This is a genomic window from Micromonospora sp. NPDC005707, assembly GCF_040631005.1.
GTDB lineage: Bacteria > Actinomycetota > Actinomycetes > Mycobacteriales > Micromonosporaceae > Micromonospora.
Genome location: NZ_JBEXYR010000004.1, coordinates 90,654 through 115,061, shown reverse-complemented (window position 1 = coordinate 115,061; position 24,408 = coordinate 90,654). Strand labels below are relative to the sequence as shown.

General features: G+C 74.0%; 23 protein-coding genes, 1 tRNA gene and 1 pseudogene. 12 read left to right on the top strand and 13 right to left on the bottom strand.

Annotated elements, in window-relative coordinates; all coding sequences use genetic code 11:
• Positions 1-70 precede the first annotated feature (70 nt).
• Positions 71-1,954 (top strand): D-glycero-beta-D-manno-heptose 1-phosphate adenylyltransferase, encoded by a 1,884-nt coding sequence (gene rfaE2, locus ABZ452_RS08305; RefSeq protein ID WP_357940277.1) that lies wholly within the window; start codon positions 71-73, stop codon positions 1,952-1,954.
• Positions 1,951-2,829 carry a glycosyltransferase family A protein gene (locus tag ABZ452_RS08300; protein WP_357940275.1) on the top strand — a complete coding sequence of 293 codons (879 nt, stop codon included), beginning with the start codon at positions 1,951-1,953 and terminating at the stop codon, positions 2,827-2,829. The genes rfaE2 and ABZ452_RS08300 overlap by 4 nt, the downstream gene beginning before the upstream one ends.
• A 4-nt stretch (positions 2,830-2,833) precedes the next feature.
• Here ABZ452_RS08300 and ABZ452_RS08295 read toward each other — a convergent pair whose 3' ends face one another.
• The 3 genes from ABZ452_RS08295 to ABZ452_RS08285 form a co-directional block, all read right to left on the bottom strand.
• Entirely contained in the window at positions 2,834-3,937 is a 1,104-nt protein-coding gene (locus ABZ452_RS08295) for a glycosyltransferase family 9 protein (RefSeq protein ID WP_357941041.1), read from the bottom strand.
• Positions 3,938-3,998: 61 nt separating this feature from the next.
• Positions 3,999-4,538, bottom strand: coding sequence for an Hsp20/alpha crystallin family protein (locus tag ABZ452_RS08290; protein WP_357940273.1), 540 nt, complete (start codon positions 4,536-4,538; stop codon positions 3,999-4,001).
• Positions 4,535-5,041, bottom strand: a complete 507-nt coding sequence (locus ABZ452_RS08285; RefSeq protein WP_357940271.1) for a DUF2231 domain-containing protein — start codon at positions 5,039-5,041, stop codon at positions 4,535-4,537. Before ABZ452_RS08285 ends, ABZ452_RS08290 begins: the two co-directional genes overlap by 4 nt.
• A 165-nt stretch (positions 5,042-5,206) precedes the next feature.
• Here ABZ452_RS08285 and ABZ452_RS08280 point away from each other — a divergent pair, with 165 nt between their 5' ends.
• From ABZ452_RS08280 to ABZ452_RS08270, 3 genes and pseudogenes are all read left to right on the top strand, one after another.
• Complete coding sequence (locus ABZ452_RS08280; protein ID WP_357940269.1) at positions 5,207-5,827, top strand: pyridoxamine 5'-phosphate oxidase family protein; 621 nt, start codon at positions 5,207-5,209, stop codon at positions 5,825-5,827.
• Positions 5,828-5,924: 97 nt separating this feature from the next.
• Positions 5,925-6,374: pseudogene (locus tag ABZ452_RS08275) on the top strand (SRPBCC family protein); the annotation flags it as partial.
• 366 nt (positions 6,375-6,740) lie between these two features.
• Positions 6,741-7,325 carry a GNAT family N-acetyltransferase gene (locus tag ABZ452_RS08270; RefSeq protein WP_357940267.1) on the top strand — a complete coding sequence of 195 codons (585 nt, stop codon included), beginning with the start codon at positions 6,741-6,743 and terminating at the stop codon, positions 7,323-7,325.
• A 6-nt stretch (positions 7,326-7,331) separates the two neighbouring features.
• Here ABZ452_RS08270 and ABZ452_RS08265 read toward each other — a convergent pair whose 3' ends face one another.
• A complete protein-coding gene (locus tag ABZ452_RS08265; RefSeq protein ID WP_357940265.1) occupies positions 7,332-8,177 on the bottom strand; it encodes a hypothetical protein in 846 nt (281 codons plus the stop codon).
• A 117-nt stretch (positions 8,178-8,294) separates the two neighbouring features.
• Between ABZ452_RS08265 and ABZ452_RS08260 the strand changes: the two genes are divergently transcribed.
• From ABZ452_RS08260 to ABZ452_RS08245, 4 genes are all read left to right on the top strand, one after another.
• Positions 8,295-9,530 (top strand): hypothetical protein, encoded by a 1,236-nt coding sequence (locus ABZ452_RS08260; RefSeq protein WP_357940263.1) that lies wholly within the window; start codon positions 8,295-8,297, stop codon positions 9,528-9,530.
• A gap of 158 nt (positions 9,531-9,688) precedes the next feature.
• Positions 9,689-10,423, top strand: coding sequence for a VOC family protein (locus tag ABZ452_RS08255; RefSeq protein WP_357940261.1), 735 nt, complete (start codon positions 9,689-9,691; stop codon positions 10,421-10,423).
• Between the two features lie 157 nt (positions 10,424-10,580).
• On the top strand, positions 10,581-10,928 hold the full coding sequence (locus ABZ452_RS08250; RefSeq protein ID WP_357940259.1) for a PadR family transcriptional regulator: 348 nt from the start codon (positions 10,581-10,583) through the stop codon (positions 10,926-10,928).
• On the top strand, positions 10,925-11,968 hold the full coding sequence (locus ABZ452_RS08245) for a hypothetical protein (RefSeq protein ID WP_357940256.1): 1,044 nt from the start codon (positions 10,925-10,927) through the stop codon (positions 11,966-11,968). The genes ABZ452_RS08250 and ABZ452_RS08245 overlap by 4 nt, the downstream gene beginning before the upstream one ends.
• A 64-nt stretch (positions 11,969-12,032) precedes the next feature.
• On the opposite strand, the gene ABZ452_RS08240 is transcribed toward ABZ452_RS08245, so the two are convergent.
• Positions 12,033-12,341 (bottom strand): hypothetical protein, encoded by a 309-nt coding sequence (locus ABZ452_RS08240; protein WP_357940254.1) that lies wholly within the window; start codon positions 12,339-12,341, stop codon positions 12,033-12,035.
• 265 nt (positions 12,342-12,606) lie between these two features.
• Positions 12,607-12,680: transfer RNA gene (locus ABZ452_RS08235), tRNA-Thr, on the bottom strand.
• A 148-nt stretch (positions 12,681-12,828) separates the two neighbouring features.
• Here ABZ452_RS08235 and ABZ452_RS08230 point away from each other — a divergent pair.
• Entirely contained in the window at positions 12,829-14,550 is a 1,722-nt protein-coding gene (locus tag ABZ452_RS08230) for a metallophosphoesterase (protein WP_357941039.1), read from the top strand.
• A gap of 48 nt (positions 14,551-14,598) precedes the next feature.
• Here the strand turns inward: ABZ452_RS08230 and ricT are convergent, their stop codons facing one another.
• The 6 genes from ricT to tmk all read right to left on the bottom strand — a co-directional run bounded on the left by ricT (position 14,599) and on the right by tmk (position 20,622).
• The gene (gene ricT / locus ABZ452_RS08225; RefSeq protein WP_357940252.1) at positions 14,599-15,435 is read right to left on the bottom strand and encodes a regulatory iron-sulfur-containing complex subunit RicT; all 837 of its coding nucleotides are present in this window, start codon (positions 15,433-15,435) and stop codon (positions 14,599-14,601) included.
• 289 nt (positions 15,436-15,724) lie between these two features.
• A complete protein-coding gene (locus ABZ452_RS08220; RefSeq protein ID WP_357940250.1) occupies positions 15,725-16,393 on the bottom strand; it encodes a hypothetical protein in 669 nt (222 codons plus the stop codon).
• On the bottom strand, positions 16,393-16,698 hold the full coding sequence (locus ABZ452_RS08215; protein WP_357940249.1) for a type VII secretion target: 306 nt from the start codon (positions 16,696-16,698) through the stop codon (positions 16,393-16,395). Before ABZ452_RS08215 ends, ABZ452_RS08220 begins: the two co-directional genes overlap by 1 nt.
• Position 16,699: 1 nt before the next feature.
• Entirely contained in the window at positions 16,700-17,029 is a 330-nt protein-coding gene (locus ABZ452_RS08210; RefSeq protein ID WP_262283299.1) for a YbaB/EbfC family nucleoid-associated protein, read from the bottom strand.
• A gap of 126 nt (positions 17,030-17,155) precedes the next feature.
• A complete protein-coding gene (locus tag ABZ452_RS08205; protein ID WP_357940246.1) occupies positions 17,156-18,478 on the bottom strand; it encodes a DNA polymerase III subunit delta' in 1,323 nt (440 codons plus the stop codon).
• Positions 18,475-20,622 (bottom strand): dTMP kinase, encoded by a 2,148-nt coding sequence (gene tmk / locus ABZ452_RS08200; protein ID WP_357940244.1) that lies wholly within the window; start codon positions 20,620-20,622, stop codon positions 18,475-18,477. The genes ABZ452_RS08205 and tmk overlap by 4 nt, the downstream gene beginning before the upstream one ends.
• 218 nt (positions 20,623-20,840) lie before the next feature.
• Between tmk and ABZ452_RS08195 the strand changes: the two genes are divergently transcribed.
• Positions 20,841-22,049 (top strand): amino acid deaminase/aldolase, encoded by a 1,209-nt coding sequence (locus tag ABZ452_RS08195; RefSeq protein WP_357940242.1) that lies wholly within the window; start codon positions 20,841-20,843, stop codon positions 22,047-22,049.
• A 116-nt stretch (positions 22,050-22,165) separates the two neighbouring features.
• On the opposite strand, the gene ABZ452_RS08190 is transcribed toward ABZ452_RS08195, so the two are convergent.
• The gene (locus ABZ452_RS08190) at positions 22,166-22,741 is read right to left on the bottom strand and encodes a TetR family transcriptional regulator (protein WP_357940240.1); all 576 of its coding nucleotides are present in this window, start codon (positions 22,739-22,741) and stop codon (positions 22,166-22,168) included.
• 224 nt (positions 22,742-22,965) lie between these two features.
• Here ABZ452_RS08190 and ABZ452_RS08185 point away from each other — a divergent pair, with 224 nt between their 5' ends.
• A complete protein-coding gene (locus ABZ452_RS08185) occupies positions 22,966-24,273 on the top strand; it encodes a D-arabinono-1,4-lactone oxidase (protein WP_357940238.1) in 1,308 nt (435 codons plus the stop codon).
• Positions 24,274-24,408 lie beyond the last annotated feature (135 nt).

Sequence of the window (24,408 nt, the reverse complement as noted above, 5' to 3'; positions counted from 1 at the left end):
CCGAAACCGGACGCCCTGGGTGGCCCGCGGCGCAGGTTTGGCCGGTCCCGCTCGGGGGACCCGAAGGGGCATGGCAGGAGCAGCAGCGGAAGATCGCCGGCTCGCCACCGTCGTGGCCGGCTGGCAGGGACGTCCCGTGCTGGTCGTCGGCGACGCCATGCTGGACGAGTGGCGGTTCGCGGAGTCGGAGCGGCTCTGCCGCGAGGCGCCCGCACCGGTCCTCACCCTGCGCCGGCGGATCTCCGCCGCCGGGGGCGCCGCGAACACCGCGGTCAACGTGGCCGCACTCGGCGGCCGGGCCGCCCTGGTCGCCCCGGTCGGCGCCGACGTGGCCGGTGACGAGCTGCACGACTGCCTCGACCGGGCCGGCGTCTGGGACCGCACGGTCAACCAGCCCGGCCGGCCCACGCCGGTGAAGCGGCGGATGCTCGCCGGCAACCAGATCCTGCTCCGCGAGGACTCCGGCGACCCGGACGACGCGCTGGACGACGACGGGGTGGCCCGCCTGCTGACCGCGCTGCACTGCGCCACCGAGGAGCTGCGCGCCGTGGCCGCCGGGCAGCCCCTCACCCTGGTCGTCTGCGACTACGGCCTGGGCGCGCTGCCCCCGGGGGTGCGCGCCTGGCTGGTCGCCAACCGGGACCGCTACGCCACCGTGGCGCTCGACGCGCACGACCTGGCCGACTGGCGCGGCCTCAACCCGACCGTGGTGACCCCGAGCTTCGCCGAGGCGACCCGGCTGCTGGCCCGGGCCGCGGCCGGCTTCGGCGGCGGGCACCGGAGCGCCCCGCGCGGCGCGACCGCCGCCGACCTGCACCTGGACCATCTCGCCGACCCGGCCGACGGCCCCTCCGAGCTGGTCGTCGGCGCGGCTCCCGGCGGGGCCGGTGAACGGGAGCCGGGCACCCCGCACCCGACCTCCGGCGCGCCGGGGAGCGGGCCCGCCGGCGCGGCCACGGACCCGAGCAGGACCGAGCACGGCGGCGGGTTCGCCGGGCCAACCGGCGAGCCGACGCCCGGCGAGGAGCGGGTCGCGCTGACCGGCGACGGGCTCACCGTCACGGGCACCGGCGTGACCGTCAACGCGGCGGCCGGCGCGGGCGTGGACCGGGCCGTGCTGGCCCAGTCCCGCCTGGACGAGCTGCGCGAGCACACCGGCGCGGACGTGGTGGCGGTGACCCTGGACACCGAGGGCGCCGTGGTCGGCGGGGCCGACGGCGAACCCCGGCGCAGCCACAGCACGCCGGTCCCCGCCAGCCACGCCGTGGGGGCCGGGGACGCCTACCTGGCGGCGATGACCCTGGCGCTGGCGGCGGAGGCGAGCCTGCCGACCGCCGCGCAGCTCGCCCAGCTCGCCGCTACCATCACCGTCTCCGACACCGGCACCTGCGTGTGCCGGCGGGAGGACCTGCTCGGCGCGCTCGACAGCGGGCCGGAGGAGGCCGGGCGCCCGACCCAGGTGGGCGCCGAGGAACTGACCGCGCTCGTCGCGGAGCACCGCCGGGCCGGCCGGTCGATCGTCTTCACCAACGGCTGCTTCGACGTGCTGCACCCCGGGCACGTCCGATACCTCACCCAGGCCCGCGCGCTCGGCGACCTGCTGGTCGTGGCCGTCAACTCGGACGGCAGCGTACGCCGGCTCAAGGGGCCGGACCGGCCGGTCAACCCGGTCGAGGACCGCACGGCCCTGCTCGCCGCGCTGGAGTGCGTCGACCACGTGGTGGTCTTCGAGGAGGACTCCCCGGCGAAGCTGATCGAGGCGGTCCGCCCGGACGTCTACGTCAAGGGCGGCGACTACCCGCCCGAGATGGTTCCGGAGGCCCCGCTGGTGCGCCGGCTGGGCGGCCAGGTGCGCACCCTCGGGTACGTGCCGGACCGTTCCACCTCGGCGATCATCGACCGGATCCGGGCGCACCCGGTGGTCCCGCCGGTGGGCGAGGGCAGGCCGGCGTGAACAGACCGCTCGACCTCGGCGCGCCCGACGGGTTCCGCCGCCCCCGGCAGCTCGACGTGCTGATCCCCACCCGCAACCGGCCCGCCGAACTGGCGGTCACCCTCTCCGGGCTGGCCGCGCAGGAGGGCGTACCCGACTTCGGGGTGGTGGTCAGCGACCAGTCCGACGGCGACCCCGCGTACGCGCACCCGGCGGCGGCCACCATGGTCCGGGCGCTGCGCCACCGGGGCCACCCGGTGCTGCTGACCCGGCGGCTGCCCCGGCGCGGGCTGGCCGAGCACCGCGCCTACCTGCTGGACCGGTCGGCGGCCCGGTACGTCCTCTGCCTCGACGACGACGTCTGGCTGGAGCCCGGCACGCTGTCCCGCCTGGTCACCGCCATCCGGGAGCTGGGCTGCGGGTTCGTCGGCAACGCCGTGCACGGCCTGTCCTACGCCGACGACGTGCGCCCGGAGACGCACGGGCACTACGAGGAGTGGCAGGGGCAGCCGGTGCCCGAACGGATCCGCCCGGGCAGCCCGGAGTGGCAGCGGGCGTCCATCCACCCGGCCGCGAACCTGCTGCACGTCACCGAGAAGCTGCGGCTGCCGGCCGGGGCGTGGCGGGCGTACAAGGTCTCCTGGATCGGCGGGTGCGTGCTCTACGACCGGGCCAAGCTGGTCGACGCCGGCGGCTTCGACTTCTGGCGCCGGCTGCCGGAGCGGCACCAGGGCGAGGACGTCGCCGCTCAGCTCGCGGTGCTGGAGCGGCACGGCGGCGCCGGCGTACTGCCCAGCGGGGCCTACCACCTGGAGTCGCCGACCACCGTCACCGAGCGGGACGTGGAGGCGTGGGAGGTCGTGGTCGCCGCGTCCGACACCCCGCAGCCCGCCTGAGCGGCTACTCCGCCAGCAGCTCGCGGGCCGCCTCGACCACCTCCGCGGCCGGCACGTCGGCCACGAACGAGTCGCGGTGCGGGCACGTCCCGTCGCCCGGCCGGTGCGGGTAGATGTCCCGCGTGCAGTCGATGCCGCAGACCGGGCAGTGGATCGTCCACGAGGCGATCGGCCGGTGCCGGACGCGCAGCGGAGTCGCCCCGTTGATCAGGTTGCCGATCCAGTAGACGCCGACCGTCGGGGCGCCCACCGCGGCGGCCAGGTGCAGCGGGCCGGTGTCGTTGGAGACCACCAGCGCGCAGCCGGAGTACGCGGCGGCCAGCGCGCCCAGGCTGAGCGTGCCGACCTGCGGGCGGACCGGCACGCCCGCCGCGGCGACCACCTCGTCCACCGTCTCCCGCTCGGCGGGCGTGCCGGTGACCAGCACCTCGTACCCGTCGCCGGCCAGCGCCCGGGCCACCTCGCCGAAGCGCTCCGGCGGCCAGCGCCGCCGGCTGTCGGTGGCACCGGGGTGCAGCGCCACCCGGGGTCGGGTCGGCTCGCCGAGCACCTCGCGGGCCTCGGCCCGGTCCGCGTCGGTCACCGCCAGTGCCGGCGTGATCGTCACCGCCCCCGCGCCGACCAGGGCGACCGCCTCCAGGTAGCGGATCACCTCGTGCTGGTAGTAGACGTACCGGATCCAGCGGTCCAGCGGGGGCGCGTCCTCGGCCCGCAGGCCGGCGGTGACCCGGGCGCCCAGGCCGGCGATGAGCGGGTTGGAGTTGGCGCCGCCGCCGTGCAGCTGCAGGGCCAGGTCGAACTGCTCCCTGCGGGCCGCCGCCACGAAGTCCGCCAGCCCGGACGGCGCCTCGTCCGGCCCGGGCTCGCGGATGCCGGGCGCGGGCGGTACCACCAGGACCCGGTCCACCGGGCCCGGGCGGTCGCGCCAGAGCTTCGCGTGCCACGGCGCGCCGAGCAGCACGATCTCGGCCGACGGGTACGCGGCCCGCAGCGCCTCAAGCGCCGGCAGCACGAAGATGAAGTCGCCCAGCGCGTTCGCCCGCAGCACGGCGATCCGCTCGACGTCGGGGACGCGCTCGCCGACCGGGCCGAGCGCCGACGGCTCCAGGTTGCGGCGCGGCGACAGACGCGCCGAGCTGGAGTCGTCGGACAGGGTGGTCACGCGACCCCTACGGCCGGTCGATCTCGTCGGCCGTGGTGTCCGGGTGGTGCAGTTCCCGGTCGGCGGCCGGGTCGACGAAGGTCCGCGTACCCCCGGAGGTCGCGTGCGGGCCGGTGCGGCCGACGGTGATGGTGCGCGGCGCGGGTCGGGCCGCCCGGGGCAGCCGCACCCGGAGCAGGCCGTGGTCCATCACCGCGTCGATCCGCTCGGGGTCCACCCGGGACGGCAGGTCCACCCGGTATTCGAAGCCACGCGTGGTGAACCCGCCCGGGATGCCCTGGTCGGCGTTGACCTCGGCCTCCGACCGGGCCCGTACGCACAGCTCCCGGTCGTCCAGCTCGACGGCCACCTCCTCGGGCGCCACACCGGGCAGCCGGACGACCACCTCCCAGCCGTCGGCGACCTCGGTCAGCTCCACGTCCGAGCTGCCGCCGCGGCCACCGACCAGGCGGCTCAGCTCGGCCCGCAGCGACTGCAGCTCACCCATCGGATCCCAGCCCTGCTGGCGGCCCCGCCAGCCCCGGCCGCCGCCACTCTGTTCCGTCATCGCACGTCTCCGATCCGCTGTGTCGCCGAAGGGGGTCGCAGCGAGCTGGGGGCGTTCAGGTCGTGCTCCGGGTCGACGCCCACACCCAGCCGGTCCACCAGCTCGCCGCCGAGCCAGGCGCTCACGCCGAGGATGGCCACGGCGACCACCTCGATGGCGATCAGCGCGCCGCCGGCGGCCCGCGAGTCGGCGTTGAGCCGGACCGCCCAGACGGCGGCGAAGAGCAGGATCACCGCCACGTTGGCGGCGGCGTGGGTGAGCCCGACCCGCTTGGCGCGGGTGCCGGTGGGCAGGGCGAGCAGGTCGAAGGCGCCGGCCGCCGCGGCCAGCAGGCCGCCGACCAGGCCGACCGTGATGTTCCAGTACGCGACCTCGCCGAGGAAGTCCGGTCCGCCCACGGTGTCGATCACGTCGAAGATCACGGCGGTCACCAGGAGGGCCACCGGGAACATCACCAGCATCGGGTGCACGGGGTGACCGAGCACCTTCAGTCGGCTCTCCATCCCGGCCTCCATCGATCGCGTCCCGGCGCGCTGCGGCTCAGTCCGTACCCGTGGGTTCTGGGGGCAAACCTCGCCGTCGACGCGCTCTCCTAGGCTGACGATGGCGGAAACCAGCCGTTCGCGGGCCGGAATCGCCGTCAAGGTCAACGGACGGGGGAGGCAGACGTGACGACACGGGAGATCACCAGCCCGGAGGAACTGGCGGAACTGCTGGGCGCACCGACGCCGCGGGCGCGGGACAAGGAGCGCACGGCGCTGCACCAGCGGGACCGGGAGTGGCTGGCCGCCTCGCCGTTCTGCCTGGTCGCCACGGCCGGCGCGGACGGCAGCTGCGACGTCTCCCCGAAGGGCGACCCGGCCGGCTTCACCCTGGTGCTGGACGAGACGACCATCGCCATCCCCGAGCGGCCCGGCAACCGGCGGGCCGACGGCTACCGCAACATCCTGGCCAACCCCCACGTCGGGCTGATCTTCCTGATCCCCGGCCGCACCGACACGCTGCGGATCAACGGCCGGGCCCGGCTGGTGGTCGACGCGCCGTACTTCGAAGAGATGGTGGTCAAGGGACACCGCCCGGTGCTGGCCGTCGAGGTGTCCATCGAGCAGATCTTCTACCACTGCGCGAAGGCGTTCTTCCGCTCCGAGCTGTGGAAGCCGGAGACCTGGCGGCCCGACGTGCTGCCCACCCGCGCCCGGCTGGTGAAGGAGGTCGAGGCCCCGACGGCGAACCTCGCCGACCTGGAACGGCACTACGGCCCGGACTACGCCAGCCGCCTCTACGTCTGATCCTCCCCACCCGACCGTCGCTCGCCTTCCCTCCGATTAGGCCCGATCCCCTGGGGTACGGATTTCGGTACAGAAGACTGAACGACGAGGAGTGCTCATGGCCACGAAGGTCGAGAAGTCCATCGAAGTCGACGTGCCGGTCAGCACCGCGTACAACCAGTGGACCCAGTTCGAGGAGTTCCCCCGGTTCATGGGTGGCGTGCAGGAGGTGCGCCAGCTCGACGACCGGCGGATGCACTGGGTCGCGGAGATCGCCGGCGTGAAGCGCGAGTGGGAAGCCCGGATCCTGGAGCAGGTCCCGGACCGCAAGGTCGCCTGGGCCGCCACCAGCGGCGCCACCAACGCCGGCGCCGTCCACTTCCAGCCGATCGGCACCGACCGCACCCAGGTCCTGCTCACCCTGGAGTACGAGCCGGAGGGGCTGGTCGAGAAGGCCGGCGACAAGCTGCACCTCGTGGAGAAGCGGGCCGAGGCCGACCTGGAGAAGTTCAAGTCGTACATCGACGGTCGGGGCGCCGAGACGGGCGCCTGGCGCGGCACCGTCGACGAGGGCCGTACCCTCGGCACGCCCGGCGTGGAGCACGCCGCGTCCTCGCGCGGTGACGACGGCAAGGCCGGCGTCTCCGGCAAGGCGGTCGCGGCGGGCGCGGTCGCCGCGGGCGCGGCAGCGGCAGCGGCCGCCGCGGCGGCCCGGCACCGCGCGGAGACCGACGAGGAGCCCACCCCGGAACCCGAGACGGAGTACGTGGTGACCGACGTCCCCGCCCAGCGGACCGGCGCCTTCCCGCCCGACCCGGCGGACCCGCGCCGCACCCTCTAGACCCTTCACCTCCCTGCCGGAGTGAGCCCGGTGGACCGGCCCCCGCGCCGCGCCCGCCGGGCTCGCTTCGTGTGGCGCGTATCGTTGCCGGCCGTGACCGACCTCGGACCGCGCCTCCCGGAGATCACCGTTGCCACCCCGGCGGACCGCGACCGGGTGGTCGAGTCGCTGGTCGCCGCCTTCGCCGCCGACCCCGTCCTGACCCACCTCTTCCCCGACCGGGCCGGCTACCCCCGGCACGCCGCCGCCTTCTTCGGGCACCTCTTCGACAAGCGCGTCGGCCGGGAGACGATCTGGACGATCGGCGGGGGCGCCTCGGTGGCGATCTGGGAACCACCCACCCCGCCGGAGCCGGGGCCGGTCGACCCGCTCGCCGCCCACCTGCCCGCCGACGCGCTGGCCCGGGTGCACGCCTACGACGAGGCCGTCCACGCCGCGCTGCCCGACGGGCCGTTCTGGTACCTCGGCGTGCTCGGCACCCACCCCGCCAGCGCCGGTCGGCGCTGGGGCCGCGCCGTCATGCGGGCCGGGCTGCGCCGGGCCGCGGCGGACGGGCTGCCGGCGGTGCTGGAAACGAGCAACCCGGCCAACGTCGAGATCTACCGCCGGGCCGGCTGGCAGGTGGTACGCGAGGTCGCCGAACCGCTGCCGACCTGGATCATGCAACAGCCGGGCTGACCACGGTCAGCTCCAGGTCAACCTGCTGATCTCCCGCTTGAACTGTGTGAGGGTGCTGCTGGTCCCCTCGGCCGGCGTCAGCCGCAGCGAATAGGTGACCTCCCCCGCCGCCCACCAGAAGGTCCACGAGCTGTCCGCCGCGCCGGTGATGACGCCGTCACGTCCACCGATGGTGGCGGCCGCGCCGCCGGCGGGCCGCGGCACCTCGGCCGTGCGGCCCGCGGTCACGGTGACATGCAAGCCTTCCGGGCCGTTGTAGCCCTGGTACCAGCCCTCGTCGGTGGACGCCCACTGCCCTCGGTTCGGGCTCCACCGCTGGTCCGAGCCCAGGCCCGGCAGGTCACGTTCGAAATAGGTCGGCGGCAGGTCCGCGGAGGCGGCGTCGCGGAGCACCCGGTCACCGAGGGGTTCCGGCAGCGACAGCACGACGGGAACGGCTGAGCCGCTCGTGCTGCAGTCGGCCGCGTCGAGGACACGGGCCTGCACCGCCACGACCACCCGGGCACCGTCCTGCCCGGAGATCACCGCCCGGGGTTGCACGAGTTCCTTGCACTGCACGCTCGTTCCGGCGTACACGGTCACGGATGTGCCGTCACGGGCGACCATCGCCGACAGCCACGGCACGGCGGAGGGGCCGTCCGCCGGTGCCGACTGCGCCGCGGCCGGCTCGGGCGCCGCCCGGTCGGCCGCGCGTTGCTGCCTGAGGATGAAGCTGCCGACGAGCGCCAAGCCGATGGCGGCCGCCGCGACCGTGAGGGTGACCCCCTTGTTACGGCGCGACCGGTCGGTCGGCCGGGGTGCCGGCGATGTTTCGCCGCTGACTGTCAACTCGGGCCGTCCGTCGGTTTCCATCAGCCACCTTCACGTTGTCCGCAGCAGCGGATCGTACGCGAGCACATCATTCACACGGCCCACACGCGGTCAGATTCGGGGTCGACGGCATGCCCCCGCACTGCCATCATGTGCGCCGTGAAGATCATTCCCGGGCCGGAGCGGACGCCGTCGGGCCGGTCAGCAACAGTCGCGCTCGGCCGACGCCATGCACAGGCCGCGGCGACGGCGATCGTCGGCCTGGTCGTCCTGGCGACCGCGCACTCCGCGCCGTGGTTGGCGGTACGACCCGGGCAGAGCACCGAAGACCTGATGCTGGGCCGGGCGCCCTCCGACGAGGTACGGACGTACGCGCTGACCGACTTCCCGGGCTCCCGGGCGTCGTTGTACGCCGGGTGGGCACTGCTGCTGGCGATGCTGGTCGCGGCCTGGGTGAGGCCCCAATGGCGCACCGGCACGCGGTTGGCCGCCTGGCTGCTCGGCGTGGCACTGACGCTCCTCACCTTCCTTCCCGGCAGCGACGCCGTGGACGCCAGCGGCTTCCCGCAGGCCGACCGCCCTCACAGCGAGTTCCTCACCGGCACGTGGCTCGCGCTGGCCGGGACGCTGATGCTGGCGGCCGCCGTCTCGACCCTGACGGCGGCGCCGGCGCCTCCGGCGGCCGCACACCCGACCCCGGCCGAGTCGGCGCCGGGCACCGAGAGCATCGCCGTCGATCGGCCAGATCCCGCGGGCCCGGCCCCGGTTTTCGCACCGGATCCACACCGGGCCGCCCGCCCGGCGCCGGTTCCCTGGTGGCGGCGCCCCTGGCCCGTGATCGGCCTGGCGGCTTCCGTCGCCGGAGCCGCCGTCGTCGGCACCGTGGTCTGGTACGCGGTTCATGCGCGCGTCGACCCGGACCGCGACCTGGGCGCGCTGGTGGTGGCGGGCCCTGCCGACTCGACGCCCACCACGCCGGCCGCGGTAGACGATCGGGTCGACATCACCCGGATCGTGCCGCTCGGCGAGGACTTCCGGTCCCTGGTGCTCGTTGCGGCGGTGCGCAGCACCGTGCTGCACGCGGCCGGCGCGGCGTGGACCCGACCGGACTCCACCTCGGTGACCGTCACCCTGCTCCAATTCGACTCGGTGTCGGCGGCCGACCAGTTCCAGCAGTCCTACGTCAGTCTCCAGCCGGCGGCTCGCGGCCTCGGCGACCTGGCGGAGATCCGCGATGTGCCGGGGGCGATGACCTTCACCGGCGAGGGCCAGACGGAGGTACGCGCCGTCGCGCACCGTGACGAGATCGTCGTGCTCGTCACCGTGGCCGGCGGGCCGCCAGATGCCGCGACCACCGTCGAGTCGCTGGTCCGCGAGCAGTACGGCCGGCTCTGATCCGCCCTCGACCAGCGACCCCCGGTCTCACGGCACTTTCGGCCCTCCGCCGACCCCTTGCCGACAAGGTGCGGCCCGCTCGCCTGGCCGGACAGCACGGAGCATCAGTGTGGCGGCCGTCCCCGCGGTCGCAACAAACGAGCCCTAGCATCGTCGGCGTGGCAACGCGGCTGGTTCAAATCAACATGAAGGCCCGGGACGACTCCGCGCTCGGCGGTTTCTGGGCGGAGGCGCTCGGCTGGGAAATCTCCAGCGAGGGACCGGGCGTGACCAACCTCGAACCCGAGGGCTTCGTCTACCCCGACCCCGTCGCCGTCTGCATCGACCTCATCGCCTCCCCCGAACCCAAGGCGGCGAAGAACCGCGTGCACGTCGACCTGGCCACGACCTCGGCGGCCCATCAGGCGGAGGTGGTCGCGCGCCTGAAGGATCTCGGCGCGACACCCGCCGACGTAGGCCAGGGCGACGTGCCATGGACGGTCCTGGCCGATCCGGAGGGCAACGAGTTCTGCGTGCTGGACCCCCGACCGCTCCACCGGGACACCGGACCGATCGCCGCGGTGGTGGTGGACTGCGCGGATCCGCGAGCCATGGCCCGCTTCTGGGGCGAGGCCATGGACTGGACCCTGCACGAGGTGACCGACCACAAGGCGGTACTGCGCTCAGCCAAGGGCGTCGGCCCATATCTGCAGTTCCTCCGCACACCCGACGTGAAGACCGGGTGGAACCGCGTCCATCTCGACGTCCGCCCCTACCCGGGTGACGATCTGGAGGCCGAGGCGGCCAGACTGCGGACGCTCGGCGCCACCGCCCTCGACCTGGACCACGACGTCGCGTGGACCGTCCTCGCCGACCCGGAAGGCAACGAGTTCTGCCTCCTCGCCCCAAGCTGACCGGTCCGTCCACTGCGGCCATGAGCCGCGGCCTTGCGACGCTCCTCAGCCCCACGGCTCAAGGACCAGACGCGTCGGCGGCAAAGCGATCGACCTCGGGAACCGATTCCGCGAGACCGTTGCCGTATATACCGTCGGTCTGCATATACTGCGGACCATGTCGAGCACACCGATGCAGGAATCGACGTACCTGATCCTCACCGCACTGGTCGAGGAAAACCGGCACGGGTACGCCATTCTGGAGGAAGTCCGCCGGATCTCCGCCGGGCGTGTGGAGCTACGCGCCGGTACCCTCTACGCCGCGCTGGACCGGCTTCGGACCGGAGGCTTCGTCGAGGTGGAGCGCGAGGAACTCGTACAGTCCAGGCTGCGCCGCTACTACCGGCTCACGGGCTCGGGCGCGCGACGGCTGGCCGAGGAGAGCGCGCGGCTGCGCAGCAATGCCGAGGCCGCGAGCGAACGCCTGCGCCGTGCCGGCCTGCTCATCCAGGGTGGTGCGGCGTGACGATGGAACGGGCCTACCGGCTATTGCTGGCCTGCTACCCCCGGGAACACCGCCAGCAGTACGCGGACGAGATGCTCGGGGTGCTGCTGGACGACGCCGAGCCGGACCAGCGCCGGCCCCGAGCCCGCGATGTGCGTGACCTCCTGAGCGGGGCACTGCGAACCCACGTCCACTACAGCGCCGCCCGGCTGTCCGACCGGAACTGGCGGGACGCCGCGTCGGCCCTGGGCCTCATCGCCGCGCTTGCCCTGTTCGCGTACGCCGCGCGCCTGCCGGTGCTGCACTTCGCTCTGCTCGCCACCGGTCATCCCGGCGGGCTCGGCGAGGTCCTCCCGTGGCAGGCATGGCTCCTGCCCGTGGCCTGGCTCGTCGTGGCCGTCCTGGCCGGGTTCGGGTGGCGCCGGAGCGCTGCCGTCCTCGCCGGGGGAGCCGCCGCGCTCGAGGTGGCCCGGGCAGCCGGCGAGTACCTCGCGTACCGCTCGGTGTTCAACCTCTGGCCGGCAGTGCTCGCCGGAATGGCCGCCGCGGCGCTCGCTGTCCCCGCCTCCCGGTCCGGCGCGGCCATCATCGGGCGCTGGCGGCTCGGCGTCTTCATCGGCGCCACGCTGCTCAGCGCGGGCACCCCGGCGATCGCGGCGCTCGCCCTGCCCCAACCAGGGTCCGAGGCCGTGCGGGCGAGCTGGATATTCACCACCGGCGTCGACCACATCGAGGCACTGCTGCTCGGTGCCGGCTACCTGATCGGCGCCCTCGCCGTCGCGTCCACTCCGGCATCGCTGCGGCGGCGCCTCCTGACGTTGCTCGTGCCGGTCGGGGCGGTGCTGCTGCTGACTCGGGCCGGGATGGGCCTCCTGCAACGCTCGGTCCACGACGGGATCTCCGACGGGCTCCACCTCGCGCAGTGGCTGGCGCTGGCCCTGGCACCCGTGCTGGCGTTCGCGGCCGCCGTGGCCGCCCTGCATCGCCGGGAACGAACATCGCGCCTGCTCGCCATCGACGGTGAACGGCGGCCGCCCGAGGGCCCACGCCAATCCCGATAAGGCGCAGGGCATCGACGGTAGGGCACACCGGGAATTCAAGCTCTTCCGCGCGGCACCGATGCGGCTACCAGTACGTCAGGCGAAACACGTCTCGGGCAACCAGGCCGCCCGGCGGCCGCAACGGGTCATAGCCGTCACCGAAATACCCCGCTCGCTGATGGGAGCGGAGAACGAGGCGATGGCCGGCGAACACCAGGATGAAGCCAACGGCAGCCATCGGTGCCGCCGCCTGTGGGGGCATCAGCGGTACACCCGCCGCCCGGAACGGCCACGGAAGAACAGCAAAGAGGATCGCCAAACGATAGACCCAGATGCCTGCGCGGTAGGTGAAAAGCCGCCGGCACGCCTCGAACGCGCTGCTGTCGATTGACACCGCGCTAGGTTAGTCCGCGCTCGGCTCTCATCGCTGGCCCTGCCGTCGCCGCTGTCCTTGGCGGGTATCCCTCGGCGCTGCCGGTTAACCGATCCTCTGCCCGAAGGCCCATCTCGGTGACGACCTGGACGCGGTCGCCAACCAACTCGACGGGGCGGTAGCGGCACGCGACAAGGACTATTCCAAGGACTCGACCCGCGAGTGGTGCCGTGATCGAGCTCGGGAAACGGCGAAGCCCAGGTCGTTGACCTGGGCTTCTTCACCGAGCCGCCTGACGGAATCGAACCGTCGACCTACGCATTACGAGTGCGTCGCTCTAGCCGACTGAGCTAAGGCGGCAACGATCGTCAAGTGTACGGCACACCGCGCGGGACGCCGAACGGGATCCCCCCGACCTTCGAACCCGACATCCGGGAGTTTCGGCACGTGCGCGGGAGAGACTTCGCGGTCGGTCGGGACTACCCTGCGGCGGGTGAGTGACGATCACGTGCCGCCGCAGCAGCCGATCCCCGAGGCGCACCCGGGCGAGCGGGCCAGCCGACGACCGCGCAGCCTGGACCCGCTGGAGCTGGGCTTCACCCCGCGCAAGCCGGTTCCGTGGCTCGCCCCGCTGCTGCTCATCAGCACCGGGCTGCGGACGCTGCTGGCGATGCTTTTCGGGGCGTACCTGGACAAGCGCGAGTTGCAGAACGCGTTCGGCGACGACACGTTCCGGCAGGTGGGGCCGGACGGCGGGCTCTGGCTGGACTATGTGGCCGACCTGGGCGACGGCTTCGACGCCACGTACTCGGTGGCGCACCTGCTCGCCCAGCCGGAGCTGGAGGTCGAGGGCCACCGGCTGCCCCGGGCGCAGACCCTGGTGATGGGTGGCGACCAGGTCTACCCGTCGGCGGCCTACGAGGCGTACGAGGATCGGTGCAAGGGGCCGTACCAGGCCGCGCTGCCGATCGCGCCGCCGCAGCGGCCGACGCTCTTCGCGGTGCCGGGCAACCACGACTGGTACGACGGCCTGACCGCGTTCCTGCGGCTCTTCGTCCGCTCGCGGGACCGGCACTTCGCGGGCTGGGGCACCGGCCAGTCCCGCTCGTACTTCGCCGTGGAGTTGCCGGCCGACTGGTGGCTGCTGGGCCTCGACGACCAGTCCGGGTCGTACCTGGACGACCCGCAGCTCACCTACTTCGACGAGGTTGCCCGGAAGCTCACCCCGCGGTCGAAGGTGATCCTGGCGGTGCCGGCGCCGACCTGGGTCAAGGCCCACGACCATCCCACGGCCTACGACTCGATCGACTACTTCATCCGTACGATCGTCGCGCCCACCGGCGCGCAGGTGCGGCTGCTGGTCTCGGGCGACCTGCACCACTACGCCCGCTACACCGGCCCGGAGCGGCAGCTCATCACCTGCGGGGGCGGCGGCGCCTACCTCTACCCCACCCATCAGCTGCCCGAGCAGCTGGAGGTGCCGCCGCGGGACACCCTGGCCCGCCGGTCCAGCCGCACCCGCGAGTACGACCTGGCCGCCCGCTATCCGGACAAGGCCCGCTCCCGGCGGTACGGCTGGGGGATCTTCGCCCGGCTGCCGTTCCGCAACCCGGGTTTCACCACCCTGCTGGGCACCCTCCACACGCTGCTGATGCTGGCCATGGCGGGGGTGGCGGGGAACCATGTCGGCACCACGGAGCAGCGGCTGTTCAGCGTGCCGCTGGTGATCATGCTGGCGGTGACCCTGCTGGGTGCGGCGTTCTTCGCCAAGCCGCCCAGCGCCGGTGGGAAGCGGCACGCCCGGCACTGGATCCTCGGCGTGACGCACGGGCTGGCCCATGTGGCGCTGGCCGCCGGCGGCACCTGGCTCTGGCTGCAACTGCCGTTCTACGACTGGCCGTGGCCGCTGCCGGCGGTCGCCGCAGCCGTCCTGTACGGGCCGGTGAGCGGGCTGGTGGCGAGCCAGCTGGTGGCGCTCTACCTGCTGGTGGCGGGATCGTTCGGGGTGAACGTCAACGAGCTCTTCGCCGGCCAGGGCATCGAGGACTCGAAGTCGTTCCTCCGCATCCGCATCGACCCGGACGGCACGCTGACGATCTATCCGATCGCCGTCGACAAGGTCTCCCACGCCTGGCAGCTGAACCCCGACGAGTCCCCCACCTCAAGCTGGATCCTCCCGAAGACCCCGCTGACCCCGCGCCTGGCCGAGCCCCCCATCGTCCTCCGCTGAGGCGCGCCCCAACCCAGGGAGGCCGAGGGCGGGTTGCCCGCAAGGGGGTTACGAGTAGTGCTGGTCGTGGGCCTGGCGGGGGGCGCAGACCGAGGCGCGGCTGCAGGAGCAGCGGGAGCCGTCGGCGTCCAGGCGGACCGTCACCGAGTCGCGGGGGACGCTGTGGCCGACGACCTTGCCCTCGCCCTCCGGGGTGGAGACGCGGCTGCCCACCGCCGGGGCGGACTCCTGGAACCGCTGGTAGAGGGGGTGCTCGTACTTCAGGCAGCACATGAGCCGGCCGCACGCGCCGGAGATGCGCAGCGGGTTGAGCGGCAGGTCCTGGTCCTTGGCCATCCGGATGGTCACCGGCTCGAAGTCGGTGAGGAAGGTGGCGCAGCACAGGTCCCGCCCGCAGGAGCCGATCCCGCCCTGCACGCGGGCGGAGTCCCGGGCGGAGAGCTGCCGCAGCTCCACCCGGCAGTGCAGGGTCGCCCCCAGGTCGCGGACGAGGGAGCGGAAGTCGACCCGGTGCGGCGCGGTGAAGTAGACGGTCGTCCGGTCGCTGCCGGTCTCCGGGGTGGCGAAGACGTGGTCGATCGCCACCACCTTCATGGGCAGGCCGTGCTCGCGGATCAGCCGCTTGGCGGCCACCTTGGCGTCGGCCTTGCGCCGGCGCAGCAACTCGTCGCGGCGCAGGTCGTCGTCGCCGGCCAGGCCGGCGAGCCGGGGGAAGCCGGCGGTGTCCTCGCTGACCCACTGCGCGGCCCAGACGCACTCGGCCACCTCGGGCCCGTCGTCGGTGGGCACCAGCACCTTGTCGCCCACCTGCGGGCGCAGCTCACCGGGGTCGAGGTAGAAGAGGCGCCCGTACCGGTTGAAACTGACCGCGCAGAGCATGCCCATGCCCACCACCCTACGACCTCCGGACGGATCGGGGCCGGCCACCCGTCGCCGTCCGGTCACCCGGCGCAGCGATCCATGATTGTCGACTCGACCGAACCGACCCCGACCCCTCGTGTGGTTGGTCCTCGCCCGGACGGCTGAAACATGAGTCAGCTACGGGACAAACGGCGGCCGACCGCGTTGAGTGAAGCCATACCTGCGGGGGGTGCAGGAGAAGGCCACGGCGTCGCCGCCGGAACCCGGCCACGGCCGGTTCGGCGTGCGACGCCGTGGGCCTGCGAGGGCCCGGTCAGTGCCCGATCCGGGTGGTGCCGCCGTAGCGGGGCACGCTCGTGGTCCGCTCCCGCCAGGTCGTCTCGGCCAGGCTCGGCGCCCACTGCCGCAGCAACGTCTCCGCGCCGTCGTAGGCCACGCCGAGCACGCCGAGCACCCGGGTGGCGATCTCGGCGGCCGCGAGGGCCCCGGACCGGCCGGCCTCGGCGCCCGGGCGGGTGGCGACGTGCACCGTGACCGCCTCGGCCGAGCGCAGCGCCTCGGCCAGCGCCCGGGCCAGCGCGGCCCGGCTCCCCTCCACCCAGTCGGCCAGGGCGTCGGCGTAGCCGGCGGTCGACTCCAGCCGCCCGACCAGGCTCTCCGGCCCCTCGTCGAGGTGCCGGAGCAGGGCGGTGCGGGCGTCGTCGTAGGCCGCGGCGGCCGGCCCGGACCAGGCGACCGGGTCGGCGAGGACGGCGGCCGTGTCGTCGTACCCCCGGACGAGCCGGCGCACGGCGTGGCCGGCGCCGGCGAGCGGCGCGGGGTGCAGGTCGAGGAACTCGCGGACGGCCGCGCCGGGGAGCACCCGCATCCGGCGCAGCAGCGGCCAGAGCCGGTGCCCCTCGGGCGCGCCGGCGGCGACCAGCGCGTCGACCCGGGCGAGCAGGTCGAGACCCGGCTCGGCGAGGCGGTCGAGGGCGTCCATCACGCCTCCCGGGCCAGCCGCCGGGCGGCGGACTGGTCGGTCGCCGAATAACGGTCGGCGGCGCTGCGCAGGGCGGCCGCGGCGGCGGCCAGCCGGCTCGCGGCGGCCTGCGCCTCGCGGGCCCGGTCGCCGGTGGCCTCGGTCCACTGCCGGTGCAGGGCGCGGCCGACCTCGCCGGGCCGGCCGGTGGCGTGCGCGCCGAAGGCCGGGTGGGGCGGGTCGGTGGCGGTGACCGTGTGGGCCAGCGTGGCGAGGGTCGCGCCGGCCTCGTCCAGGCGGGCGGCCAGCACGCGCAACGTCTCCATCTCAGGCTCCCGCCAGCGGCCGGTAGGCCGCGAAGGTCTCGTTGTGCAGCTTCTCCCGGGCCCACTGCGCCGCGTCGGCGGCGGCGGTCACGGCGGCCTGCACCGAGCCGGCGACGTCCCGGGGGTTGCGCTGGTGCAGCGGGCCGAGGAAGCGCACGTCGGTGATCCGCCCGCCGGCGGTCACCACCACCTCGACGAGGCCGTCCGGCGAGCGGACGGTGACCTCGACCGTCGCCACCGCCTGGTCGAACTCGGCCTGGAGGGTCTCGATGCGCCGGTAGCGCCGCACCGCCTCCTCGATCCAGGCCTCGTCGATCTCCCCCCGTGACATCGGCGGACTCCTCCCGGCTGACCTCGTCACTGAGCGTGCCGCCACCGTCACCACGCGGCCACACCGGACCGTACCGTAGTCAACAAAGCCTGTCGATGCCCTGTGGACAACCGCGACCGGCGGTGGTCAGCCCTTCCACAGGGCGAGCATCATGGCCTCCACCGCGATCCGGGGCTTGACGTTCGCCTCGATGGCCGCCCGGCACTCCAGGACGGCCTCCAGCCGGCGCAGCGCCCCCTCGGCGTCCCACTTCTGCGCGCCGGCCCCGGCCAGCGCCGCGGTGTCGGTGTGCACGGGCGCGACCGGCGCCCGCAACGCCATGGTGAGCGCGTCCCGATAGAAGCCGGCCAGGTCGACCAGCGCCCGGTCGAGCGCGTCCCGCTGGGCCCGGGTGGCCCGCGACTTCTGCCGCCGCTCCAGGTCCTTGAGCTGCCCGGCGGCGCCCCGCATGGCCCCGGCCGCCCCCCGGCCCGTGCCGCCCGCGCCGAGCGCGGTCTGCAGCGCGGCCCGTTCCGCCTCGTCGGTCTCGGCGACCGCCGCGGCGGCCTCCGCCTCGGCGGCCTCGATCAGCGCGGAAGCGGCGTCGAACGCGGCCCCGACCCCGGTCAGCCGGCGCGGCACGGCGAGCACGGCGTCACGGCGCTGCCGGGCCTCCGGGTCGCGGGCCAGCCGCCGGGCCCGGCCCACGTGTCCCTGCGCCGCCGCGGCGGCCCACTCGGCGACGTCGGGGGCGATGCCGTCCCGGCGTACGAGCACCTCGGCCACCGCGCCGGCCGGCGGCTGCCGCAGCGGCACGAGCCGGCACCGCGACCGGATGGTCACCGAGATGTCGTCCGGGTGGGTGGAGGGGGCGCAGAGCAGGAAGACGGTACGCGGTGGCGGCTCCTCGACCGCCTTGAGCAGCGCGTTGCCGGCGGCCTCGGTGAGGCGGTCGGCGTCCTCGATGATGACGACCTGCCAGCGCCCGCCGGACGGCGTGCTGGCCGCGCGCAGCACCAGCGCGCGCATCTCGTTCACGCCGATCGAGAGCCCCTCGGGCACCACCAGCCGCACGTCGGCGTGGGTGCCGGCGAGGGTGGTGTGGCAGCCGGGGCAGCGGCCGCAGCCGGTGCCGTGCACGCACTGCAGGGCGGCGGCGAAGGCGCGCGCGGCCACCGACCGGCCGGAGCCGGGCGGCCCCGTGAAGATCCAGGCGTGGGTCATCCCGGCGCCGGGGTCCACGCCCTCCGCGCCCTGACCGGTGGCGCCGCCGGGCCCGTCGAGCTCCTCGGCGAGCGCGTCGAGGTCGTCGTGCCCACCGTCCGGGTCGGCTCCGCCGGCTGCCGGGGCGCCCGCCCGCACCACCGCCGGGGCGGCGGCACGAAGCAGGGCGGCGGCCGAGGCGGCGGCCCGCCGGAGCGTGGCCACCGCCTCGTCCTGCCCGACCAGGTCGGCGAAGACGTCCGTCATCGGTGGGGGCGTTCCATCGTCACCAGCTCCGCGTCGGATAACTCGGGCTGGACCGTGGTGTCGGGGCCCTGGGCCGGGCGGGGGTGCACGATGCCGGCCGGGTCGACGAGGAACTCGTCCACCCGCCGGGCGACCGCCGCGGCGATCTCCTCGACCGGGCGGGACGCGTCGAGCACCAGGTAGCGCTTCGGGTCGGCGGCGGCCAGGTCGAGGAAGGCGTACCGGACCCGCTCGTGGAACGCGAGCGACTCGGCCTCCAACCGGTCGGCGCCCTGGTTGCGGGAGTCGACCCGGGACCGGCCGGTGCGCGGGTCGACGTCGAGGAGCACCACGAGGTCCGGCTTCAGCCCGCCGGTGGCCCACGAGGAGAGCCAGGAGACCTCCTGCACCGGCAGGGTCCGACCGGCCCCCTGGTACGCCAGGGACGAGTCGACGTACCGGTCGCTGACCACGACCGCGCCGCGGACCAGCGCCGGCCGGACCACGGTGGCCACGTGGTGCGCCCGGTCGGCGGCGTAGAGCAGCGCCTCGGAGCGCGGCGACGGGGCGTCGTCGTCGGAGGTCTCCAGCACCAGCGAGCGGATCCGCTCCCCGATGCCGGTGGCCCCGGGCTCCCGGGTGACCACGACGTCCCGACCCTGCCCGCGCAGCCGCTCGGCGAGCGCGGCGAGCTGGGTGGACTTGCCGGCGCCCTCGCCGCCCTCGAAGACCACGAACAGGCCGCTGGAGACGAAGGGCTCGGCCGGCATCAGCGGGCGGCCCCGGATCGAGCCCCAGAGGTCGGCCAGGACCGGTACGCCCTTCTTGTCGTCCATCTGGCCGAAGGCGCTGATCCCGGCGAAGATGCCGGCGGCGCCCGCGGCGAGCAGCAGCAGGCGGGTCGAGGAGACCGAGATGCCCAGGTCGGCGATGGTCAGCTGGCGGGAGCCGCCGACGCCGACCAGGAGGCTGCTCAGCGCGATGGCCAGGATCAGCACCAGCCGGGTGCCGATCTGCACCACCGCGAAGACCCGGCCGCGCACCTCGTCGGCGACCTCGCCGCCGAGCAGCGTGGTGCCGGCCAGGAAGGCCATGCCGGCGCCCGCGCCGACCAGGATCGCGCCGAGCATCGCCATGGACAGGTGGATGGCGAAGGCGAGCACCAGCACCGAGGCGCTGGCCAGCACGATGCTCATGCCGAACCAGCGGCGCCGGGACATGTCCCGGACGATCATCGGCCCGAGCCCGATGCCGAGCGCCAGACCGACGAAGATCGCGCCGAAGAGCAGCGAGAACGCGGCGTCGCCGGCGCCGAGCGAGTTGGCGAAGAACTTGGCCGTGCCGACCACGATGCCGCCGCCGGCGAAGGCACCGAAGATGCCCAGCACGAGGCCGCGTACCAGCGGGGTCTGGCCGATGAATTTCCAGCCGTCGGCGAACTGGCGGAACATGCTCTGCTCGACGCGCTCCGCCTCGCCGCGCTGGGCCTCGCTGATCTCCTTGATCCCGAAGGCCACCACCAGCGCGGTGGCCAGCCGGGAGAAGGCGTTGAACCAGAGGGCGAGCTGCGCCGGCTCGGCCCAGTCGGGCAGGTCGCCACCAACCGCCCCGCGCACCCCACGGTCCAGCACGGCCAGCGCGATGGCGGCGGCCACCGGGGTGAGGCCGTACGTGGTGATCAGGGTGAGCTGGTTGGCGGTCTCCAGCCGGGTCCGCGGGATCAGGTTCGGGACCGCGGCCTCCTTGGCCGGGATCCACAGCAGGGTGACCGACTCGATCAGGAAGGTGGCGATCAGCGCCCAACCGACCACCAGGCCGCCGCTGGCGCCGGTGAGCGCGTAGAGCGGGATCGAGGCGAAGAGCACGAAGCGCAGCAGGTCGCAGATGACCATGGTCCACCGGCGGTCGAACCGGTCGGCGAAGACGCCCGCCACCGGGCCGAGCACCAGGGCCGGCAGCAGGCGGATCGCGGTCACGCCACCGAAGGCGGCACCCTGGGCGCCGCTGCCCGAGACCTGGGCGGCGGCGAAGAGGGCGGTGGCGAGCAGGCCGAGCCAGTCGCCGAAGGAGGCGACGCCGAGCACGATCCACAGCCGGCGGAACGGCCGGATGCGCAGCACCGACCGGATGGCGGCCGCACCGGAGCGGTCGGCGGGCGACGACACGCCGGGCGACTCGCCGTTGTTCTGGCTTTCGATGGCCGTACCTCCACGTGCCGGCCCAGAGCTGGGCATCCCCGGTGGAACACTCTAGTCGCGGCGAGCTGCGACCCCCTCCGCGACATTCGCCTGCTCGCCGAGCCTAGGCCGCCGGCACCACCGCCCGCAGCCCGGACAGACGCGAGGGTATTTCGCATTGGCGTCCAGACAGTTAGCGTGCAGACGTGGCCATCGACCGTGACAAACTTCGCGATCGCCTCGATCGGGCGACCGCCCACCTCGACCCGCCGTACGCGGTGGTCGATCTATCCGCCTTCGACGCCAACGCCGACGCGCTGGTCGACCGGGCCGCCGGCAAGCCGGTCCGGATCGCCAGCAAGTCGGTGCGGGTCCGGGAGCTGCTGACCCGGGCGCTGGCCCGGCCCGGCTGGCACGGCGTGATGGCGTTCACCCTCCCCGAGGCGCTCTGGCTCGCCCGCAGCGGCGTCAGCGACGACGTGCTGGTCGCCTATCCGACCGCCGACCGCCGGGCACTCGCCGAGCTGGCCGCCGACCCGGCGCTCGCCGACGCGGTGACCCTGATGGTCGACGACGCCGGGCAACTCGACCTGGTCGACCAGGTCTGCCCGCCCGGTCGCCGGCCGGCGCTGCGGGTCTGCCTCGAACTGGACGCCTCCTGGCGGCCCCTCGGCGGGCGGGTTCACGTCGGCGTCCGGCGGTCACCGGTGCACAGCGCCGGCGCGGCCGGCACGCTCGCCGCCGCCGTCGCCGGGCGGCCCGGCTTCCGGCTGGTCGGCCTCATGTCGTACGAGGCGCAGATCGCCGGCCTCGGCGACGCCCCGCCCGGGCAGGCGGTGCTCGGCACGGCCATCCGGGTCACCCAGCGCGGGTCGTACCGGGAACTGCTGGCCCGCCGGGCCGCCGCGGTCGCTGCGGTACGCGAGCACGCCGACCTGGAATTCGTCAACGGCGGTGGCACCGGCAGCGTGGCCGCCACCAGCGCCGACCCCGCGGTCACCGAGGTCACCGCGGGCTCCGGCCTGTACGGGCCGACGCTCTTCGACGCGTACCGTGCCTGGCGGCCCACCCCGGCGGCGTTCTTCGCCTGCGCGGTGGTCCGCCGCCCGGGGCCCGGGCTGGCCACCGTGCTCGGCGGCGGCTGGATCGCGTCGGGCCCGGCGGCGGACAGCCGGCTGCCCCGGCCGTGGCTGCCAGCCGGGCTGAAGCTGCTGGGCGCGGAGGGTGCGGGCGAGGTGCAGACCCCCCTCGCCGGCGACGTGGCCACCGCCCTGCGGATCGGCGACCGGGTGTGGTTCCGCCACGCCAAGGCCGGCGAGCTGTGCGAGCATGTCAACGAGGTGCACCTGGTCGACGGCGACAGCGTGGTGGCCACCGTGCCGACCTACCGGGGCGAGGGCCACGCGTTCCTCTAGACGGTGACGGCGGGTCCCGGTACACCTCGGGAACCCGCCGTTCGTCGTCAGCCCGGTCGCACCCGGGCGTCGCACCTGTGATCGCCACCGCCGGCACCAGGGCGGCGGCGCCCTGCTCAACCCTGTTGCACGGCCTCCGTCCGGGCGTCGACCTGCCGGTGCAGGTACTCCCGGATGAGCGCCTTCGCCTCGACCAGCACCCGCTCGTCGCCCTCGGTCTTCCGCCGGAACGCGAGCTTGATCAACGAGTCCGCGGCCTCCACCGCGACCTCCAGGTGGAAGCGGAGGTCGGGCACGCCGGCCAGACCGAACCGTTCCGTGAGCACCCGGGCGAGCTGATCAGCGATCACCCCGTTGTTGTCCCGCTGCTCGTCGAGCAGGTGCAGGTCGACCACGTCGCCGAAGTGCAGGGTACGAAAGCCCGGGACCGTGCGGTGCATCGAGATGTACTCGTCGATGGCCGCGTCGACGCCGTCCCACCAGTGGGTCAGGTCGGCGGAGGAGAACCGCTCGTCGAGCCGCTGGAGATACGACTCCATCGTGCGCAGCGTCAACGCCTGCACGATGGCCCGCTTGTCTGGAAAGAACTGGTAGACCGACCCGATCGCCACCTCGGCACGCTCGGCGAGCAGGGTCGTGGTCAAGCCCTCGTACCCCACCTCGTCGACGAGCTCGGCGCAGGCGTCCAGCATCCGCTGGACCCGCGCGACACTTCGACCCTGCACCGGTACCCGACGCAGCGGCCCGGTCGTGGCGGCTGGTGTGGACACTCGCCACCCCCCTTCGACGGATGAACATATCTGCACGTCACGAGTCTGTGACTACCGGTACAACGAGCCGGGCTCGATTGCGGTATTTACCAGGTACAACGTTCCTGATATGAAGTCAGTTCATATTCACGTCGAGGAGCGTCCCCATGGCCGGCACGCCAGCCGCCTGGTCCAACTGGGCCGGCAACCAGCGCAGCACCGCCGCCCTGACGGTGCGCCCACGCACCGTCGAGGAGGTCGCCGAGGCGGTGCGCCACGCCGCCGACACCGGCCGGACGATCCGGGCGGTGGGCAGCGGACACTCCTTCACCGGCACCGCCGTCGCCGACGGGCACCGGCTCGACCTCGCCGACCTGGACACCGGGGTCACCGTCGACACCGCTCGCCGCCTGGTCACCGTACCGGCCGGAATGACCCTGCACACGCTCAACGACCTGCTCGCCGCGCACGGCCTGGCACTGCCCAACCTCGGCGACATCGACGCGCAGACCGTCGCCGGGGCGCTCTCCACCGGCACCCACGGCACCGGCGCGAAACTCGGCTGCCTGTCCACCTTCGTCACCGCGCTGACCCTGGTCACCGGCACCGGCGAGGTGCTGCGCTGCTCCGCCGACGAGCACCGCGACGTGTTCGCCGCCGCCCGGGTCGGGCTCGGCGCCGTCGGAGTGCTGGTCGAGCTCACGCTCCGGTGCGTCGACGCCTTCGTCCTCCGCGCGCACGAGCGCCCGGCGGCGCTCGCCGCCGTGCTGGACGACCTCCCCGGCCTCGTCGAGCAGCACGACCACGCCGAGTTCTACTGGTTCCCCTACACCGACCGGGTGCAGGTCAAGACCAACGACCGGGTACCCGCCGACGACCGTCCGCTGCCCCGCTGGCGCGGCTGGCTCGACGACGAGTTCCTCTCCAACACCGTCTTCGCCGGGGCCTGCCGGCTGGGCCGCGCCGCGCCCGCCCTCGCACCCGGAATCAGCGCGATCTCCGCCCGGGCGCTCACCGAACGCACCTACACCGGCCGCTCCGACCAGGTCTTCTGCACCCCGCGCCGGGTCCGCTTCGTGGAGATGGAGTACGGCCTCCCGCGCGCCGCCCTGCCCACCGCGCTGGCGGAGTTGCAGCGCATCGTGGCCGGGCTGCCGTTCAAGGTGCTGTTCCCGGTCGAGGTGCGGTTCACCGCGGCCGACGACATCTGGCTCTCCCACGGGTACGGGCGGGATTCCGCGTACGTCGCCATCCACCAGTACGTGGGGATGCCGTACGAGCCGTACTTCCGGGCGTTCGAGAAGGTCGCCACCGACCTGGACGGCCGCCCCCACTGGGGCAAGCTGCACTGGCGAACGGCGGAGTCCCTGTCCGCGGCGTACCCGAAGTTCACCGACTTCCTGACCGTCCGCAACCGCCTGGACCCCGACCGCCGCTTCACAAACCCGTACCTGACCCAGGTGCTGGGCTCCTAGAGATCTTGGTACGCAGCCGCCCCTGGAGGGGCGGATCTGTACCAAGATCCGCCGGCTGTCCACAGGGGGTGGTGGGCGGCGGCGGGGTCTGGAGGAATGGAGGGTGTGCGGGCGGGTGGGGAATCGGCGGGGTTT